The organism is Micromonospora sp. CNZ303 (assembly GCF_004345505.1).
On record NZ_SLVT01000001.1, the window covers coordinates 649,339 to 667,667 of the forward strand.

Sequence of the window (18,329 nt, forward strand, 5' to 3'; positions counted from 1 at the left end):
CCCGACCGACCGCGGCCCGACCCGCCCGGCCGGACGGCGCGCGCAGCCCCGCTGGGCTCGTGAAATTTCCCACGGCGCCTCGACAACGCAACGTCACGTGGCAGACTCGCGCGCATAACCTTAATGGTCGTTAACGCGGCTGTGCGGAGCATCGAGGAGGCTGGTCGTGGCGCGTGATTTCACCAGCGTGGGCGTTGTGGGTCTGGGCACCATGGGTGCCGGCATCGTCGAGGTATTCGCGCGCAACGGGGTCGACGTCGTCGCGGTGGAGGTCTCCGAGGACGCGCTGGAACGCGGCCGGGCCATCCTCACCGGGTCGACGGACCGGGCCGTGGCCAAGGGCAAGCTCGCCGAGGCCGACCGGGACGCGCTGCTGAGCCGCGTACGGTTCGCCGTCGGGCTGGACGCGCTGCACACGGTGGACCTGGTCATCGAGGCGGTGCCCGAGCACCTGGACCTCAAGCAGCGGATCTTCGCCGAGCTGGACCGGGTCTGCAAGCCCGAGGCGATCCTGGCCACCAACACCTCGTCGCTGAGCGTCACCGAGATCTCCGTCGCCACCAGCCGTCCCAACCAGGTGATCGGCATCCACTTCTTCAATCCCGCCCCGGTGATGAAGCTGGTCGAGGTGGTCCGGACGGTGGTCACCTCCGCCGACGTGGTCGCCGACGTGGAGGCGCTCTGCAAGCGGCTCGGCAAGGTCGACGTCACCATCAGCGACCGGGCCGGCTTCATCGCCAACGCGCTGCTCTTCGGCTACCTCAACCACGCCGTCGGGATGTTCGAGGCGCACTACGCCACCCGCGAGGACATCGACGCGGCCATGAAGCTCGGCTGCGGCCTGCCCATGGGCCCGCTGGCGCTGATGGACCTGATCGGCCTGGACACCGCGTACGAGATCCTCGACACCATGTACCGGCGCGGTGGGCGGGACCGCCGGCACGCCCCGGTGCCGCTGATCAAGCAGATGGTCACCGCCGGGCTGCTCGGCCGCAAGTCCGGCCGGGGCTTCTACACCTACGAGCGGCCGGGTTCCCCGGTCGTCGTACCCGACGAGCAGACGCCCGTGGCGGCGGAGGCCGCGCTCGCCGGCGCCGCCGCGATCGCGAAGGTCGGCGTCGTCGGGTCCGGGACGATGGCCACCGGCATCATCGAGGTCTTCGCGAAGGCCGGCTACGAGGTCGTCTCGGTGACCCGGGGCGCGGAGAAGTCCGCCAAGGTCTTCGAGGCGGTCAGGACCTCGCTCAACAAGGGCGTGGTGCGCGGCAAGCTCAGCGAGGCGGACCGGGACGCGGCGCTCGGCCGGATCAACTGGTCGGCCACCCTGGACCACCTCGCCGACGTCGACCTCGTCGTCGAGGCCGTGGTCGAGGAGCTGAGCGTCAAGAAGGCCCTCTTCGCCAGCCTCGACGAGATCTGCAAGCCGGGCGTCGTGCTCGCCACCACCACCTCATCACTGCCGGTGATCGACGTCGCGATGGCCACCCAGCGGCCCGCCGACGTGATCGGGCTGCACTTCTTCAACCCGGCGCCGCTCATGCCGCTGGTGGAGGTCGTGGAGACCATCCGCACCTCGACGGAGACCACCGCCACCGCCCGCGCGGTCTGCGCCGCGCTGGGCAAGACGGGCGTGGTCTGCGGCGACCGGTCCGGCTTCATCGTCAACGCGCTGCTCTTCCCGTACCTCAACGACGCCGTGAAGATGCTGGAGGCGAGCTACTCCACCGCCGACGACATCGACCACGCCATGAAGCTGGGCTGCGGCTACCCGATGGGCCCGTTCGAGCTGCTCGACGTGGTCGGCCTGGACGTCTCGCTGGCCATCCAGCGGGAGCTCTACCTGGAGCTGCGGGAGCCGGGCTTCGCGCCCGCGCCGCTGCTGGAGCACCTCGTCACGGCCGGCTACCTGGGGCGCAAGAGCGGCCGGGGCTTCCGCGACCACACCCGTCGCTGACCCGGTCAACACCGCCCGCCGGTGACGGCGTCTGCATGGTGTGACCTTCGAGGAGTACGTCGGCAGCCGAGGCCCCGCCCTGATGCGGCTGGCCCGGCTGCTGACGGGCGACGAGCACCGGGCCGAGGACCTCACCCAGGACGTCCTGACCCGCGCCTACGTGCACTGGCGGAGGATCGCCCGGGTGGACCGGCCGGACGTGTACGTGCGCCGGATGCTGGTCAACGCCAACAACTCCTGGTGGCGTCGGCGGACGAACCGGGAGCTGGCCACCGCCGACTTCGCGGAACGGCCCCAGCACGGCGACCTCGGCGGCGAGACGGCCGACCGGGACGCCATGTGGCGGCTCATCCTCGGGCTGCCGGACCGCCAGCGGGCGGTGCTCGTGCTGCGCTACTACGAGGACCTCGACGACGCGACCATCGCCCAGATCCTCGGCTGCTCGCCGGTCACCGTCCGCACCCATGCCATGCGTGCGCTCAAGAACCTCCGGGAGCGCCACGGCGTCCCGGCGACGAACGGGAGCCAGCTGTGACCGACCTCGACGAACGGATCGTACGGACGCTGCGGGAACGCGCCGGGGGAACGGTCGACACCGACCGGCTCGCCGCCCGTGCCGTCGCCGGGGGACGGGTCCGCCGCCGTCGTCGCCGGGCCGGCGCGGGCGCCGCGCTGGGCGTGGCGGCGGTGCTCGGGTTCACCGTCGCCACCGGCGCCGGCCTGCCGGAGCGGGTACGCCCGCCGGACGCCGCCGCGCCGCACGCCGCCACCGCCGCGCCGCCCCGGCTGGAGAACGTCCCCGGCGCGGCCGCCCGGCCCGACCTGGTCGGCACGGATCCGCAGGTACTGCACTTCGGATTCGACCCGGCCCGCGCCCGCTACCTGGGCTGGCACGTCGGATCCGGCGTGGAGAGCGCCCGCGTCGACGTCGGCGGCGGCCGGCCGGTGACCGTCGAGCTGGCCCGTTCCGCCGTCGTGCTGCGGGAGCACCCGGTCGAAGGGCTGCCGCCGGGGGCCACCGGGAAGACGGGCGGGGCGGCCTTCGACGGCACCGACCGCCCGCACCGGGAGGGCGGCGCCACGCCCACCTGGATCCGGCTCTGGCAACCGGCCCCCGGCCTGTACGCCCGGGCCACCGTTTCCGCCGTGACCGCCCAGGAGATCGAGGTGGCGGTCGGCGCCATCCGCTTGGGCGAGGCGCGCCGCTGCGTCGCGCCGGTGCGGCTGACCGCGCTGCCCGCCGGTGCCCGGCTGGACCAGTGCACCGTCGACGCGGGCTCCTTCCCCGCCACCTTGCACGTGTCGCTGGTGGTGTACGGGCCCGGGGAAGCGCAGACGCGTGTCGCGTTCGACTACGCGCGCTCGATGGTCACCGGCCGTACTGCGGGCAACCGGACGATCGGGGGCCGGGCCGCCTACCTCTACCCGCGGGGCGACCAGTTGGAGCTGCTCGGCATCCCGAAGGCCCACCTGATAGTCGATTTCAGCTGGTCGCACGGGGACTTCACCGAGGCGGACGCCGCTGTCCTGCTGGGCGGGGCGCAGGTGGCCGCCGATCCCGGTGACCCGCGGACCTGGGACTGACCAGCGGCGGGGCCGCCCCGCCCACCCGCGGGCCGGTCTCGCCGCCGGACCGTACGCTTGGCAAGCGTGAGCCCCCGTCGCAACCGACCCCGCCGCGATGACGCCGCGCACCTCGACTCCGACCGGGCCCGGCAGGGCGTCGCCTCGGTGCAGCAGTGGCGCGACGGCGACTGGCAGGTACGCGGCATCAGCGGCGGCGCCTCCACCAAGACGTACCGCTGTCCGGGCTGTGACCAGGAGATCCGGCCCGGGGTGGCGCACCTGGTGGCGTGGCCGGCGGACGGGCGGGGCGACCTGACCGACCGGCGGCACTGGCACAGCGGGTGCTGGCGGGCCCGGGACCGGCGCGGGCCGGTCGTCCAGCGCGGTCGCGGTGCTCCCCGCTACGGCTGAGCGATCTGGATCACGCTGTTTCCGCCCCGCCCGGCGGTTCCCGGCCGCACCGGCGAGACTGGTGGGGTGAGCACACCGATCCGCGCGTCCTCCATCCTGCCCGGGCACCGCGAGGACATCGAGCTGCACACCGCGGACGATCTGCGGCTGGTCGGCGAGTTGGCCCGGCCGCTGGACCGTGCGCCGGTGGGCACCCTCGTCTGCCTGCACCCGCTGCCGACGCACGGCGGGATGATGGACAGCCACGTGTTCCGCAAGGCGGCGTGGCGGCTGCCGGCCCTGGCCGACCTGGCGGTGCTCCGCTTCAACACGCGGGGGACCAGCAGCATGCGCGGCACCAGCGAGGGGGCCTTCGACAACGCGGTCGGCGAGCGCTTCGACGTCGCCGCCGCCATCGAGTACGCCGAGTTCCACGAGCTGCCGAACGTCTGGCTGCTCGGCTGGTCGTTCGGCACGGACCTGGCCCTCAAGTACGGCTGCGACCCGGCCGTCGTCGGGGCGATCCTGCTCTCCCCGCCGCTGCGCTTCTCCGCCCCGGCCGACCTGGAGCACTGGACGGAGTCCGGCAAGCCGCTGACCGCGCTGGTGCCCGAGTTCGACGACTACCTGCGCCCCGACGAGGCCCGGGAGCGCTTCGCGGCGGTGCCGCAGGCCGAGGTGGTCGGGGTGCCCGGGGCGAAGCACCTCTGGGTCGGCGACGCCGAGACCGTGCTGGACGAGGTGGTCCGCCGGGTCAACCCGGCCGCCGCCGTGCCGCTGCCGACCACCTGGGACGGCCCGATGGAGACCGGCGACGTCAGCGCGTACGCCGACCGCACGGTGGCCTCCTTCGCGGACCGCCCGGTGCCCGGCCCGCCCGCCGGCCAGGCCGGCTGACCCGACCGGGTCAGCGGGACTCCTGCCGGGGCAGGACCACCTCCCGCAGGATGAGCTGGAGCGCGGCCACCGCCGGGATCGCGATCAGCGCGCCCACCACGCCCAGCAGGGAGACCCCGAGCAGGGCGGCCACCAGGGCGGCCACCTCGTTGACCGACACCGACCGGCGCATGATCTTCGGATAGATCAGGTAGTTCTCCACCTGCTGGTAGATCAGGAAGAACACCGCACAGGCGATGCCGACCGGCAGGTCCGTGGCGAACCCGACCAGGCTGACGATCACCGCGCCGAGGGTCGCGCCGATCTGCGGGATGAGGTCCGTCACCGCGACCACCACGGCCAGCGCGAACGGGTACGGCAGGTCGACGATCAACGCGAAGACGAAGGTGGACACCCCGGCCAGCACCGCGATGCTGAGCGCGCCGACCATGTACGCGCCCACCTTGGTCAGGATCTCGTCCCCGATCAGCCGTACCCGCTCCCGGCGCGAGCGGGGCACCAGCGAGTAGCCCAGGTCGCGGAGCCGGTCGAAGTAGGCCAGGAAGTAGATGGTCAACACCAGCACGGTCAGCCCCCGGAAGACCGTGCCGAAGATCAGTTGGGCGCCACCGAGCACCCCGCCGAGGGCCTGACCGACCGTGTCCGCGTTCGCCGCGCTCTGCACCCGCTCCATCAGGTCGTACCGCTCCACCAGGTCGTTGACCGTCTCGTTGCGGCGCAACGACTCCAGGTAGCTCGGCAGTTGGTCGATGAACTGCCCGGTCTGCGTGACGATCGGCGGCACCAGGGCGAACAGGCCACCGCAGAGCAGCAGCACGACCGTCAGCGCGACCACCGCCACGGCGAGCCCGTGCGGCAGCCCCCAGGACCGCAACCGGACCACCGCGGGGTGCAGGCCGACGGCCAGGAAGAGCGCGATGACCACCAGGACCAGGATGCCGGCGGCGTTGCGCAGGCCCAGATAGAGGGCGTACGCGAGCAGCACCCCGGCCGCTCCGGTGAAGCCGACCAGGAAGCTGCTGCGCTTAAGCGGCCGCCCCGGCGTACCGAACCGGCTCGACCCGTTCTCCGCCTGCTCGCGGTCGCCCGTCGTGCCCGTGGTGCCCGTCGTGTCTTTCGTGCCCGTGGTGCCTGTCGGCCGGTCGGCGTGTTCGGGCGCGGTGGAGTGCTCCGGCTTCCGGTTCCTGTCGCCCGGTGCCGGGGCGCGGTCGGGCTCCCGGTCGCCGCTCGACGCCATCGGTCCGTCGTCCGCCATCGGACCTCCCTGGATCGATACCCGTGGGACGGCCCGACCCATGGCTCACGTCGGCGAATCCCACCCGGGAGCGTACGCCGCAGCCCCGACCGTGCCACCCGCCCGAGCCGTGCCACCGGGACCAGCCAACGCGACCCCTCCACGCACCCTCCGGGTGTGGGCAGGACCGAAGTCCTGAGATCTTGGTACGGCAGAGCCCCTATGGGGGCCCGATCCTGCCAAGATCTGCCCGACGACCCGGGTTGTCGGGCGGTGGAGCGGGCAGGGGTCAGTCCTTTTCGACGACGACCTTGCTCGGCTTGGCGCTGCGCTCGTCGGTGGTCGGCTTCGCCGGGCGCTTGCCGTTCTCGCCGGTGCTGGTGATCTTGGTCGGGGTGGCGCCCCGACCTCCCTCGCCGGGCACCGCCGCCACGGTCGGCTCCCCGTCCACGCCGGCACTGGCCGTACCCCCGTCGACGGTGGTCACGGTGGCCTTGCCGTTGGCCGGCTGCCCGGCGTCGGCCGGCTCGATCCGGCCCTTCGCCGGCTGGCCGGCGTCCTCCGGCTCCACCTTGCCGGCGGCGGGCTTCCCGTCCGGGGAGGACGGGGGCGCGGCGGGGCCCGTCGCCCCGCCCGCGACCGGGGCCTTGTCCGCGGAGCTCGCACCCGCTGGGGTTCTGCCCGCCGTGCCCGCTCCCACCGGGGCCGTGCCCGCCTCAGTCGGGGCCGCTTCCGTCGGGTCCGTGCCCGCGCCCGTCGCACCCGCCGTGGCCGCGCCCGCGCCCGCCGGAATCCTGTCCGCCTTGTCCGTGCCCGCGCCCGTCGGGGTCTTGTCGGCCGAGGGCTTGTCCGTGTCGGGGCGGGGCCTGCCGCCGTTCGCCGTGGCCGGCTTGCCGTCCGCCACCACCGGGGCGGCGGCGCCGTCCGTACCGCCCGGCAGGTCGGCCGCGGCGAGCCGACCCAACCGCAGCTCCGCCACCTGCCGCTGGAGCTCGTCGGACTCCTGCCGGGACTTCCAGGTCTCCTGCCGCAGGTCGGCCAGCTCCTGCTGGGCCTGGGCGATCTCCAGCATCACCTGGGCGAGCTGCTGACGGCTGGCGGCGGCCTCCTGCTGCGTGGCGGCGAGGTGCTGCTGGGTCGTCGCCAGATGCTGCTGCGTCGTGGCCGCGTACTCCTCGAACTGCCGCCGCGACGTCGCCACGTGCTCGTCGGCCTTGCGGCGCTTGTCGGCCGCCTCCGACTCGGCCCGGCCGAGCAGCGCCGCGGCCTCCTCCTCGGCCTGCCGGCGCATCGTCAGCGCGTCCTGCTCGGCGGCCTGGCGGACGGCGGCGGCACCCTGCTCGATCTCGTTCTTCCGGGCGGTGTGCTCCGCCTCCAGCGTGGCGCGGCGCGACTCGAAGCCGGACTCCAGCTCGTCGTGCCGGCTCGTGTGCTGCTTCTCCAGCTCGGCGAGCCGGGTCTTGTACTGCTTCTCCAGCTCGTCGCGGCGCTTGGTGAACTCCTGCTCGGCAGCCGCGCGGCGCTGGGTCAGCTCGCGGTCCGCGGCCTCGCGCCGGCTGTTGACCTCCTGCTCGACCCCGGCCCGCCAGGCGCCCAGCTCCTGCTGCGTCTGGGCCCGGGCGTGCTGCACGTACGCCTCGGTCTCGCTGCGCATCCGCTGCACGTACGCCTCGGTCTCGGCGCGGTTGCGCTTGGCCGTCTCGGCCGCCTGGGTGGTGAGCCGCTCGGCCTCCTGGCGGGCCTTCTCGCGGGTGGCCCGGCTGGCGCTCGCGGAGTCATCGATGATCTGCTTGGCGTCCCGCTGCGCCTTGGCGTGGGTGGCCCGGCCCGCCTCGGTGGCCTGGTCGACCAGGCGCTTGGACTCCTGCTGGGCCTTGGCGTGCACCTCCTTGGCGGCCTCGCGCAGCTGGGTGGCCTCCTGCTGGGCCTTGGCGTGCACCTCCTTGGCGGCCTCGCGCAGCTTGGTCGCCTCCTGCTGCGCCCGCTGGTGGATCTCCTTGGCCGCGTCCCGCAGCTGGGTGGCCTCCTGTTGGGCCTTCGCGAGCGCCTCCTGGGCGGCCTTGCGCAGCCGGGCGGCCTCGTCCTTGGCGGTCCGGACGGCGGCGTCCGCCTCGGCCTTGCGGGCCGCGGTGTGCCGCTCCTCCTCCGTCCGGCGGGCGGCCAGCGCGATCTCGAAATCCTTGAGCGCGGTGGCGGCCTGCTCGCGGGCCTCGTCGACGATGTGCTCGGCGGCGGCCCGGCGAGCCTCGATCTCCTCGTTGGCGGAGGCCAGGATCGCGTCGGCCTGCTCCTCGGCGATGGTGAGGATCTGCTCCACCCGCGGGCCCAGGTGCCGGTAGGAGACGTTCTCCAGCGCCCCGGACGACTTGCGCGCCTGGGCGAGGTCACGTTGGAGGACCTCGACCTGGCCGGCCAGCTTGTGGATCTGTGTGTAGGCCTGTTCCCGCTCGGCCGCCAGGGCCGCGATCTCGTGCTCCGCGCGAGCGACGTACCGGTCGACCTGTCGTTTCTCGTACCCCCGCAGAGCGGACTCGAAGCTGGGCTCCGTGGTCACATCCCCGCCGAGAGCGAACAGTTCCTCGCCGTGCGACATGCCCCCATCCTCACACGCCTCCAGTCCGGCTGGGGCGATACGGACGCCCCGGATAGGACCTACTTCACTGCCGACACGCCCGGGCAATTCGCTCGGCGGGAAAAAGCGTACGGCGCGGGGCGCACCGGTCACCCGGTGTCACCCCGCGCCGTGGAATCATGCCCCGGTCGGGTGGGTCGGTCGGGTCAGTTGGCGGTCTCCGCGGCCACCCGCTCGTCGGCGTTGTCGGCCTTCTTCGCCTCCGGCTTGGCCGGCGCGGCTGGCGGCGTGGCGGGCACGCCCGGCACGATGCCGGCGAGGCCGGAGAGCATCTGGCCGAGCTGCGAGGTGACGGCGTCCTTCTGTCGGGTGAGGTCCTCGACCTCGCGGCGGGCCGCCTGCGTGGTCAGCTCGGCCTCGGTGCGCGCCTCGGTGAGCAGGCGCTTCGACTCGGCCTTCGCCTCGGTGAGCGTCTTGTCGGCCAGCGCCTTGGCCTTGTCGACCGTCTCGTTGGCGGTGCGCTCCGACTCGACCCGGCGGGCCTCGGCGCGCTGCTCGATCTCCTTGGCCCGCTCCTGCGCGGCGTGGGCCCGCTGCTCGGCCTCGCTGACCAGCTTCTGGGTCTGGGCCACCTGCGCGGCGTGCCGCTCGGACTCCTCGCGCTCGGCCTTCTCCCGGCGCTCGGCCAGCTGGAGCTCCAGGGCCTGGAGGTCCTTGTCGCGCTTGTCGCGGGCGTCGGTGAGCAGCTTGGTCGCCTCGGCGCGCTTCTCCTCGGCCTCGCGGGCCGCCTTCGCCCGCTGCTGGGTGATCTCACGCTCGGCGGTGGCCCGCAGGGTGGCGACCTCGCGCTCGACGGTGGACTTCAGCTCGGCGACCTCGTGGGCGGTGACCGTGCGCAGCTGCTTGGTCTCCCGGTCGGCGTCGGCGCGCAGCGTGTCGGCCTCGCGCCGGGCCTGGACGCGGACCTCGGCGGCCTCGCGCTCGGCGGCGGTGCGGACGCTGCCCGCCTCCCGCTCGGCGTTGGCCTTCATGGCCGCCGCCTCGGCGCGTGCCTTGTCGGTGATCTCGCGCGCCTCGAGGCGGGCGGCGGAGAGGATGCCCTCCGACTCGCGCTTGGCCTCGTTGCGGTGGTCGTTGGCCTGCTCCTCGGCCAGCCGCAGGATCTGCTCGACGCGGGTGCCGAGACCGGAGAGGGTGGGCCGGCTGTTCTCCTCGAGCTGCTTGTTGGTGTCGGCGAGCTTCTGCTCCAGCGCGCTCATCCGCTGCTCGGCCTGGCGGAGCCGTCGCTGGGCGTCGTTCATCCGCTGCTCGGCCTCGGCGCGGGCCTGCTCGGACTGGGTCAGCGCGGCCGTCATCCGGCCGATGAAGTCATCGACCTGATGGGTGTTGTAGCCGCGCAGGCCAACGGTGAAATCGGGCTGCGAGTTCGCGTTATCGAAGAACGCAAGAGGGGAGGACTGCTGGGGCATTGGGACATACTCGCAGACCCCCCAGGGTGCTTCGCAAGAGCGGTGCCGAGCTTTCGTGTCCTCATTACATGGTCAACTGCGGGTCCCCCGAGGACCGGGCGGATCGCCGATCTTGGCAGGTCCCGGGCGGGTCGGACGGCACGGAGCGTGACAGGGGAGAGGGCACGGAGCGTGACATGGAAAAGGGCCGCAGGAGTACCCCGCGGCCCTTTGTCGCGTCATGGTCGGCATCGCTCGAATGAGCGTCCGGCACTAGGCGGAAAGGCAATCGCCGTTCACCGCAATGGTCGACGGCGCCTCGTCCCTCGGGTCAGTGGCCGCGGAACCGGTTGATCGCGTCCTCGTGCCGGGAGCGCAGCTCGCGGTCGCGTACGCCGAGGCCGTCCGTCGGGGCCAGGCAGCGGACGCCGACCTTGCCCTGGTGCGCGTTGCGGTGCACCTCGTACGCGGCCTGGCCGGTCTGCTCCAGCGCGTAGGTCCTCGACACGGTGGGGTGGACCTTGCCCAGCGCCACGAGCCGGTTGGCCTCCCACGCCTCGCGGTAGTTGGCGAAGTGGCTGCCGATGATCCGCTTCAGGTGCATCCACAGGTAGCGGTTGTCGTACTGGTGCAGGTAGCCGCTGGTGGAGGCGCAGGTGACGATGGTGCCGCCCTTCTTGGCCACGTAGACGCTGGCGCCGAAGGTCTCCCGGCCGGGGTGCTCGAAGACGATGTCCGGGTCGTCGCCGCCGGTCAGCTCGCGGATGCGCTCGCCGAAGCGACGCCACTCGTCCTGGTCCTGGGTCTGCTCGTCCTTCCAGAAGCGGAAGCCCTCGGCGGTGCGGTCGATCACCAGCTCGGCGCCCATCTTCCGGCACAGCTCCGCCTTCTCCGGCGAGGAGACGACGCAGACCGGGATCGCGCCGCCGTTGAGCGCCATCTGGGTGGCGTAGCCGCCGAGGCCGCCGGAGGCGCCCCAGATCAGCACCACGTCGCCCTGCTTCATGTTCGCCCCGTGGTGCGACACCAGCTGCCGGTACGCCGTCGAGTTGACCAGCCCCGGGCTGGCCGCCTCCTCCCAGCTCAGGTGGCGCGGCTTGGGCATCAGCTGGTTGGCCTTGACCACGCACAGCTCGGCCAGGCCGCCGAAGTTGGTCTCGAAGCCCCAGATCCGCTGCTGCGGATCCAGCATGGTGTCGTCGTGCCCGGCCGCGTCCTCCAGCTCCACGGAGAGGCAGTGCGCGACGACCTCGTCGCCGGCCTTCCACTTCGTCACCCCGGGCCCGGTGCGCAGCACCACGCCGGCGGCGTCGGAGCCCACCACGTGGTACGGCAGGTCGTGCCGGCGGGTCAGCTCGGAGAGCCGGCCGTAGCGCTGGAGGAACTTGAAGGTCGGCAGCGGCTCGAAGATGCTGGTCCAGACCGTGTTGTAGTTGATCGCGCTCGCCATCACCGCGACCAGCGCCTCGCCCGGGCCCAGCTCCGGCGTCGGCACCTCCTGCACGTGCAGCGCCTTGCGCGGGTCCTTGTCCCGGGTGGCCAGGCCGTCGAACATCCGGGTCTCGTCGGCGCGCACCACCACGCCGCGGTACGTCTCGGGTACCGGCAGGCCGGCGATCCCGGCGAGCTCCCGTGCGGGTTGGTCGGATCCCTCCGCCGCCATGATCGCTTCGAGGATGTCCTGCACGTCGACCTCCCGTTCGTCCGCACCCCGCCCACGCGGGCCTGGGTGCTGCCATCGTCGGCGTCGGTGCGGCCCACCACCATGTCGGCATCCGACACATCCGGTACCGGCCGCGCTCCTGTGGGGCGGGACGTTACTGAACAGTAGGTAGGGCCGGAAGTCCTCTGTGAAAAACTGCATTGGCCGATGCGTGGAGGTGCCCGGGCGGCGGTGGAACCACGCACCAGCGTGCTCGCAGGGGCCTCCGGCCCCTCTCCCACCAGCCGGGGAGCGGCCTCCGGCCCCTTTCCCGTCAGTCGGAGGAGTGGCCTCCGGCCCCCGCCCGGTCGGCGGGAGCCGGAGGTGGGGGATCAGTGCCCGCCGGCGGGCTCGACGAGTTCGACCAGCACCCCGCCGGCGTCCTTCGGGTGGACGAAGTTGACCCGCGAGTTGGCGGTGCCGCGCTTCGGGGTGTCGTAGAGCAGCTTCACGCCCCGCTCGCGCAGCTTCGCGCAGGCGGCGTCGATGTCCTCGACGGTGTACGCCACCTGCTGCACGCCCGGGCCCTTCTTGTCGAGGAACTTGGCGATGGTCGACTCCGGGGTCAGCGGGGCGAGCAACTGCACGCAGCCGCCCGCGGCGTCCGGGCCGACGGCCAGCATCGCCTCGCGTACGCCCTGCTCGGCGTTCACCTCGGTGTGCACGCAGCGCATCCCGAAGGTGCGCTGGTAGAAGTCGATCGCGGCGTCCAGGTCGGCGACGGCGACCCCGACGTGGTCGATGCGGCGCAGGCCGATGTCTGTGACATAGTCGGCAGCGGTCTCGACGGGGGAGTTCTCAGCCATGGCGCTAGTCTGACCGAACAATCGTTAAGGCGTACAGGTCGGCACCCCCTCGGAGGCAGGCATGGCTTCGGTGATCGTCAGCGGCGCGCGGACCCCGATGGGGCGCCTGCTGGGCAACCTCAAGGACCTCCCCGCGACCAGGCTCGGCGGCATCGCGATCAAGGCGGCGCTCGAGCGGGCCGGCGTCGCCCCCGAGCAGGTCCAGTACGTGATCATGGGGCAGGTGCTCCAGGCCGGCGCCGGACAGATCCCGGCCCGCCAGGCGGCGGTCGAGGCCGGCATCCCGATGTCCGTGCCGGCGCTGACCGTCAACAAGGTCTGCCTCTCCGGCCTGGACGCGATCGCCCTGGCCGACCAGCTGATCCGCGCCGGCGAGTTCGACGTCGTCGTCGCCGGCGGCATGGAGTCCATGACCAACGCCCCGCACCTGCTGCTCGGCCAGCGCGGCGGCTACAAGTACGGCGACGTGGTGGTCAAGGACCACATGGCGCTCGACGGGCTCACCGACGCCTGGGACAGCTGCGCGATGGGCGAGTCCACGGAGCGGCACAACGGGCGGCACGGCATCTCCCGCGAGGAGCAGGACGCGTTCGCCGCGACCAGCCACCAGCGGGCCGCCGCCGCGCAGAAGAACGGCCACTTCGCCGACGAGATCACCCCGGTGGTCATCCCGCAGCGCAAGGGCGACCCGCTGGTGATCAGCGAGGACGAGGGGATCCGCCCGGACACCACCGTCGAGTCGCTGGCGAAGCTGCGCCCGGCGTTCGCCAAGGACGGCACCATCACCGCCGGCAGCGCCTCGCCGATCTCCGACGGCGCCGCCGCGGTGGTCGTCATGAGCAAGGCCAAGGCCAAGGAGCTGGGGCTGTCCTGGCTGGCCGAGATCGGCGCGCACGGCAACGTCGCGGGCCCGGACAACTCCCTGCACTCGCAGCCGTCCAACGCGATCCAGCACGCCCTCAAGAAGGGCGGCCTCGGCATCGAGGACCTGGACCTCATCGAGATCAACGAGGCGTTCGCCCAGGTGGGCATCCAGTCCACCCGTGACCTCGGGATCAGCCCGGACAAGGTCAACGTCAACGGCGGGGCGATCGCGCTGGGCCACCCGATCGGCATGTCCGGCGCCCGGCTGGTGCTCACCCTCGCGCTGGAGCTCAAGCGCCGGGGCGGCGGCACGGGCGCCGCGGCGCTCTGCGGCGGCGGCGGCCAGGGCGACGCGCTGATCATCCACGTCCCGGCCCCCGGCGAGAGCGGTCACTGACCGCCGGCCGGCCGATCCCGTAGAGGCAGCACAGTGAGCGAGATCGTCGACAACGTCCCGGCGGCGGGCGCACCCCCGGTGCGCCGCAGCCGGGACGTGCCGATGCTGGTCGAGCGGGCCCGCGCGGGCGATCCGCGAGCGGTGGCCCGGCTGATCACCCTGGTCGAGTCGGGCGACGAGACGCTGCCGCGGATCGCGGCGGCCCTCGCGCCGTACGCCGGCCAGGCCCAGGTGGTCGGGCTGACCGGCTCGCCCGGGGTGGGCAAGTCGACCACCACCAACGAGCTGGTCCGGGCGCTGCGCGCCCGCGGCCACCGGGTGGGCGTGCTGGCCATCGACCCGTCCAGCCCGTTCACGGGCGGGGCGATCCTCGGCGACCGGGTCCGGATGCAGGACCACGCCACCGACCCGGGCGTCTACATCCGGTCGATGTCGAGCCGGGGCCACCTGGGCGGGCTGTCGGCAGCCACGCCGCAGGCGGTGCGGGTGCTGGAGGGCGCCGGCTGCGACGTCGTGCTGGTGGAGACCGTGGGCGTCGGGCAGGCCGAGGTGGAGGTCGCCTCGCTGGCCGACACCACGCTGGTGCTGCTCGCCCCGGGCATGGGCGACGCGATCCAGGCGGTCAAGGCCGGCATCCTGGAGATCGCCGACGTCTTCGTGGTCAATAAGGCCGACCGGGACGGCGCCGACGCCACCTACCGCGACATCCAGGGCATGATCGCCCTGGGCGAGCGCGGCCCGGGCGACTGGCGGCCGCAGGTGGTGCGGGCGATCGCCTCCCGGGGCGAGGGGATCGACGACATCGCCGCCGCCATCGACAAGCACCGTGCCTGGCTGGTCGAGCACGGCGAGCTGCGTCGCCGCCAGGAGGCGCGGGCCGCCGCCGAGGTCGAGGCGATCGCGCTGGGCGTGCTCCGCGCCCGGATCGGTTCCCTGCGCGACGGTACGGAGCTGCCGGCGCTCGCCGCGAAGGTGGCCGAGGGTGTCCTCGACCCGTACGCGGCGGCCGACGAACTGCTCTCCCAACTCGGCTCCTGAGGGGCCCGTCGAGCTAGTACGCTCGCACCGCTCCACGGTCGGCGTGGGGCGGTGCGCGGCGGAGTGGGGAGACGATGGGCGACGAGGCGACGCAGGAGCTGTCGGTGACGCCGGACGCGGTGCCGGGCGGGACGACGCTCGTCTCCGACGAGGTGGTGGAGAAGATCGCGGTGGCCGCCGCGCGGTCCGTGCCCGGGGTGGTCGAGCTGGGCGGGGACGTGGCCCGGTTCTTCAACGCGGTGCTCGACAAGGTCGGGCTCGACCAGGTTGGCGACGCCCGGCGCGGCTGCTCGGCCCACGTCACGAACGGCGCGGCGGTGGTCAACCTGGTCATCGTGATCGAGGCCGGCCGCGCGGTGCCGCAGGTGACCGCCGAGGTCCGGGCGCAGGTCGCCGAGGCGGTCGAGGCGTACGGGCTGCGGGTCGACGAGGTCAACATCAGGGTCGACGACGTGGCCCTGGGCGGTCCCGCCGCGCCCGTCGCGTGACGCGTCCGGCGGCTCAGGTTACCTGCCGGTACGAACTTACTTAGCGATCGTTCAGGTCTGGGCTCTACACTCGCAGTGCAGTCGAGGACTCGAGGAGGAGCCCCGCCGATGAACGCCGACGAGATCGCCGCCGGACGGGCGCGCTGGCAGGCCCGCTACGACGCCGCGCGCAAGCGGGACGCCGACTTCACCACGCTCTCCGGGATGCCCGTCGACCCGGTCTACGGGCCGCCGGAGGGCGTGGCCTACCCGGGCTTCGAGCGCATCGGCTGGCCGGGCGAGTACCCGTACACCCGGGGCCTCTACCCGACCGGCTACCGCGGGCGGACCTGGACGATCCGGCAGTTCGCCGGGTTCGGCAACGCCCAGCAGACCAACGAGCGCTACAAGATGATCCTGGGCGCCGGCGGCGGCGGTCTCTCCGTCGCCTTCGACATGCCCACGCTGATGGGCCGGGACTCCGACGACCCGCAGGCGCTCGGCGAGGTGGGCCACTGCGGCGTCGCCATCGACACGGCCGCCGACATGGAGGCCCTCTTCGACGGCATCGACCTGGCCGGGGTCACCACGTCGATGACCATCTCCGGGCCGGCGGTGCCGGTGTTCTGCATGTACCTGGTGGCCGCCGAGCGGCAGGGCGCCGACCTGTCCACGCTGGACGGCACGTTGCAGACGGACATCTTCAAGGAGTACATCGCGCAGAAGGAGTGGCTCTTCGACCCGGAGCCGCACCTGCGCCTGATCGGCGACCTGATGGAGTACTGCGCCCGGGAGATCCCGCGCTACAAGCCGCTCTCGGTCTCCGGCTACCACATCCGCGAGGCCGGCTCGACCGCCGCGCAGGAGTTGGCGTACACCCTCGCCGACGGGTTCGGCTACGTCGAGCTGGGGCTCTCCCGAGGGCTCGACGTCAACGTCTTCGCGCCCGGCCTGAGCTTCTTCTTCGACTCGCACGTCGACTTCTTCGAGGAGATCGCCAAGTTCCGGGCCGCCCGTCGCATCTGGGCCCGCTGGCTGCGCGACGTCTACGGCGCGACTAGTGAGAAGGCGCTCTGGCTGCGGTTCCACACGCAGACCGCCGGGGTGTCGCTGACCGCCCAGCAGCCGGTCAACAACGTGGTGCGTACCGCCGTGGAGGCGCTCGCGGCGGTGCTCGGCGGCACCAACTCGCTGCACACCAACGCCCTGGACGAGACCCTGGCGCTGCCCACCGACGAGTCCGCCGAGATCGCCCTGCGTACCCAGCAGGTGCTGATGGAGGAGACCGGGGTGACCAACGTGGCGGACCCGCTGGGTGGGTCCTGGTACGTCGAGGCGCTCACCGACAAGATCGAGGCCGAGGCGGAGGAGATCTTCGCCCGGATCCGGCAGCTCGGCGGGGAGGGTCCGCACCGCATCGGCCCGATGACCTCCGGCATCCTGCGCGGCATCGAGGACGGCTGGTTCACCGGCCACATCGCCGAGTCCGCCTTCGTCTACCAGCAGGCGCTGGAGAAGGGCGACAAGCGGATCGTCGGGGTCAACTGCCACACCGGCACGGTCGCCAAGGACCTGGAGATCCTGCGCATCTCGCACGAGGTGGAGCTGGAGCAGCGCCGGGTGCTGGCCGAGCGGAAGGCCGGCCGCGACGAGGCCGTCGTCAAGGCCGCCATCGAGCGGATGGTCGCCGTCGGCCGGACCGACGGCAACATGATCCCGGCCATGCTGGACGCTGTCCGCGCGGAGGCCACCCTCGGCGAGATCTGCGACGCCCTGCGCGCCGAGTGGGGCGTCTACCGCGAACCCGCCCGCTTCTGACCCCGTCCCCCTCGACCCCGCGAACCCGCTCCACCGCGATCCCGCACCCCGTGTCCCGGCAGCCGCCGCACAGCCCTCGTACCGAGGACCGGAGGTGCGGGATCGCGCCATGCCGGGCGGGAGGTCGGGAGGGGTGCGGGGACGGGGTGGGGAAGGGCGGGAGCAGCCGTGACAGTCGCAACTGTCGCCGTCGCGGTTGATCTGAGTTCCGTGGGTCGCGTGCGAGACTAGGTAACCATGAGCGACCCACGGATCACCTCGTCGATCTTCACCCGCGGCGCGGTCGACCTCAGCGCGCTGCGCACCCCCGCACCGGCCCCTGCCCGCCCCGCCACCCCGGCACAGTCCGCCCCCTCCGCCGATTTCCCCGGCGCCGCCGGTGGCGGCGTCGCCGTCATCGACGTGAGCGAGGCGACATTCCAGTCCGAGGTTCTCGAGCGCTCGCTCACCACACCGGTGATCGTGGACTTCTGGGCCGAGTGGTGCGAGCCGTGCAAGCAGCTGAGCCCCGTGCTGGAGCGGCTGGCCGCCGAGGGCGGCGGCGCCTGGGTGCTCGCCAAGGTCGACGTGGACGCCAACCCCCGGATCGCCCAGATGTTCCGGGTGCAGGGCATCCCGATGGTCTACGCGGTGGTCGGCGGCCAGCCGATCGACGCCTTCTCCGGCGTGGTGCCCGAGGCGCAGCTGCGGCAGTGGATCCAGGCGGTGCTCAAGGCCGGTGGCGTGAGCGTCGCCGAGCCGGAGGACCCGCGCCTCGACGAGGCCGACGACGCACTGATGAGCGGCGACCTCGACGCGGCCGAGCAGGCGTACCGCAAGATCCTCGCGGAGTCGCCCGCGGACGCCGCGGCGGAGGCGGGCCTCGCCCAGGTCGGGCTCGCCCGCCGGGTGGCCGGGGCCGACCCGGGCGCGGCGGTCGCCGCCGCCCAGGCGAACCCTGACGACGTCGAGGCCCAGCTCCTGGCCGCCGACATCGAGGTGCTCAGCGGTCAGGCCGAGGCGGCGTACGCCCGCCTGGTGGGCCTGGTCCGCCGCACCGCCGGTGAGGAGCGGGAGAGGGTACGCCAGCACCTGGTCAGCCTCTTCACGGTCGCCGGGCCGGAGGATCCTGCGGTCGCCGCGGCGCGCCGGGCCCTGGCCAGCGCCCTGTTCTGAGCACCACGCCCTGCTTGTGAG

The 18,329-nt window shown here is 72.9% G+C and carries 15 protein-coding genes; 10 read left to right on the forward strand and 5 right to left on the reverse strand.

The features are described 5' to 3' along the window. Positions 1-166 precede the first annotated feature (166 nt). The 5 genes from EV374_RS03115 (at position 167) to EV374_RS03135 (ending at position 4,807) form a co-directional block, all read left to right on the forward strand. Entirely contained in the window at positions 167-1,954 is a 1,788-nt protein-coding gene (locus tag EV374_RS03115) for a 3-hydroxybutyryl-CoA dehydrogenase (protein WP_132231246.1), read from the forward strand. 40 nt (positions 1,955-1,994) lie between these two features. Then, positions 1,995-2,489, forward strand: a complete 495-nt coding sequence (locus tag EV374_RS03120; protein WP_132231248.1) for a SigE family RNA polymerase sigma factor — start codon at positions 1,995-1,997, stop codon at positions 2,487-2,489. Next, a complete protein-coding gene (locus tag EV374_RS03125) occupies positions 2,486-3,538 on the forward strand; it encodes a hypothetical protein (protein WP_132231250.1) in 1,053 nt (350 codons plus the stop codon). Before EV374_RS03120 ends, EV374_RS03125 begins: the two co-directional genes overlap by 4 nt. 66 nt (positions 3,539-3,604) lie before the next feature. After that, the gene (locus tag EV374_RS03130; RefSeq protein WP_172896372.1) at positions 3,605-3,931 is read left to right on the forward strand and encodes a hypothetical protein; all 327 of its coding nucleotides are present in this window, start codon (positions 3,605-3,607) and stop codon (positions 3,929-3,931) included. A 66-nt stretch (positions 3,932-3,997) separates the two neighbouring features. After that, positions 3,998-4,807: an alpha/beta hydrolase family protein gene (locus EV374_RS03135; protein WP_132231252.1), complete on the forward strand. Its 810-nt coding sequence runs from the start codon at positions 3,998-4,000 to the stop codon at positions 4,805-4,807. A gap of 10 nt (positions 4,808-4,817) precedes the next feature. Here EV374_RS03135 and EV374_RS03140 read toward each other — a convergent pair whose 3' ends face one another. The 5 genes from EV374_RS03140 to mce all read right to left on the reverse strand — a co-directional run bounded on the left by EV374_RS03140 (position 4,818) and on the right by mce (position 12,569). Next, positions 4,818-6,104 carry an AI-2E family transporter gene (locus tag EV374_RS03140; RefSeq protein WP_486485540.1) on the reverse strand — a complete coding sequence of 429 codons (1,287 nt, stop codon included), beginning with the start codon at positions 6,102-6,104 and terminating at the stop codon, positions 4,818-4,820. A gap of 226 nt (positions 6,105-6,330) precedes the next feature. Next, entirely contained in the window at positions 6,331-8,634 is a 2,304-nt protein-coding gene (locus tag EV374_RS03145; RefSeq protein ID WP_132231254.1) for a hypothetical protein, read from the reverse strand. 185 nt (positions 8,635-8,819) lie between these two features. Further along, positions 8,820-10,082: a coiled-coil domain-containing protein gene (locus EV374_RS03150; protein WP_132231256.1), complete on the reverse strand. Its 1,263-nt coding sequence runs from the start codon at positions 10,080-10,082 to the stop codon at positions 8,820-8,822. 310 nt (positions 10,083-10,392) lie between these two features. Continuing rightward, positions 10,393-11,748, reverse strand: coding sequence for a crotonyl-CoA carboxylase/reductase (gene ccrA / locus EV374_RS03155; RefSeq protein WP_132231258.1), 1,356 nt, complete (start codon positions 11,746-11,748; stop codon positions 10,393-10,395). A gap of 347 nt (positions 11,749-12,095) precedes the next feature. Then, positions 12,096-12,569, reverse strand: a complete 474-nt coding sequence (gene mce, locus EV374_RS03160) for a methylmalonyl-CoA epimerase (RefSeq protein ID WP_132231260.1) — start codon at positions 12,567-12,569, stop codon at positions 12,096-12,098. A gap of 61 nt (positions 12,570-12,630) precedes the next feature. Here mce and EV374_RS03165 point away from each other — a divergent pair, with 61 nt between their 5' ends. The 5 genes from EV374_RS03165 (at position 12,631) to EV374_RS03185 (ending at position 18,308) form a co-directional block, all read left to right on the forward strand. Next, on the forward strand, positions 12,631-13,830 hold the full coding sequence (locus EV374_RS03165; RefSeq protein WP_132231262.1) for an acetyl-CoA C-acetyltransferase: 1,200 nt from the start codon (positions 12,631-12,633) through the stop codon (positions 13,828-13,830). Between the two features lie 102 nt (positions 13,831-13,932). Next, positions 13,933-14,868 carry a methylmalonyl Co-A mutase-associated GTPase MeaB gene (gene meaB / locus EV374_RS03170; protein ID WP_486485547.1) on the forward strand — a complete coding sequence of 312 codons (936 nt, stop codon included), beginning with the start codon at positions 13,933-13,935 and terminating at the stop codon, positions 14,866-14,868. A 74-nt stretch (positions 14,869-14,942) separates the two neighbouring features. Beyond that, complete coding sequence (locus tag EV374_RS03175) at positions 14,943-15,356, forward strand: Asp23/Gls24 family envelope stress response protein (protein ID WP_132231266.1); 414 nt, start codon at positions 14,943-14,945, stop codon at positions 15,354-15,356. Between the two features lie 108 nt (positions 15,357-15,464). Further along, positions 15,465-17,153 carry a coenzyme B12-dependent isobutyryl-CoA mutase large subunit gene (gene icmA / locus EV374_RS03180; protein ID WP_132231268.1) on the forward strand — a complete coding sequence of 563 codons (1,689 nt, stop codon included), beginning with the start codon at positions 15,465-15,467 and terminating at the stop codon, positions 17,151-17,153. A 237-nt stretch (positions 17,154-17,390) separates the two neighbouring features. Continuing rightward, on the forward strand, positions 17,391-18,308 hold the full coding sequence (locus tag EV374_RS03185) for a tetratricopeptide repeat protein (protein WP_132231270.1): 918 nt from the start codon (positions 17,391-17,393) through the stop codon (positions 18,306-18,308). Positions 18,309-18,329 lie beyond the last annotated feature (21 nt).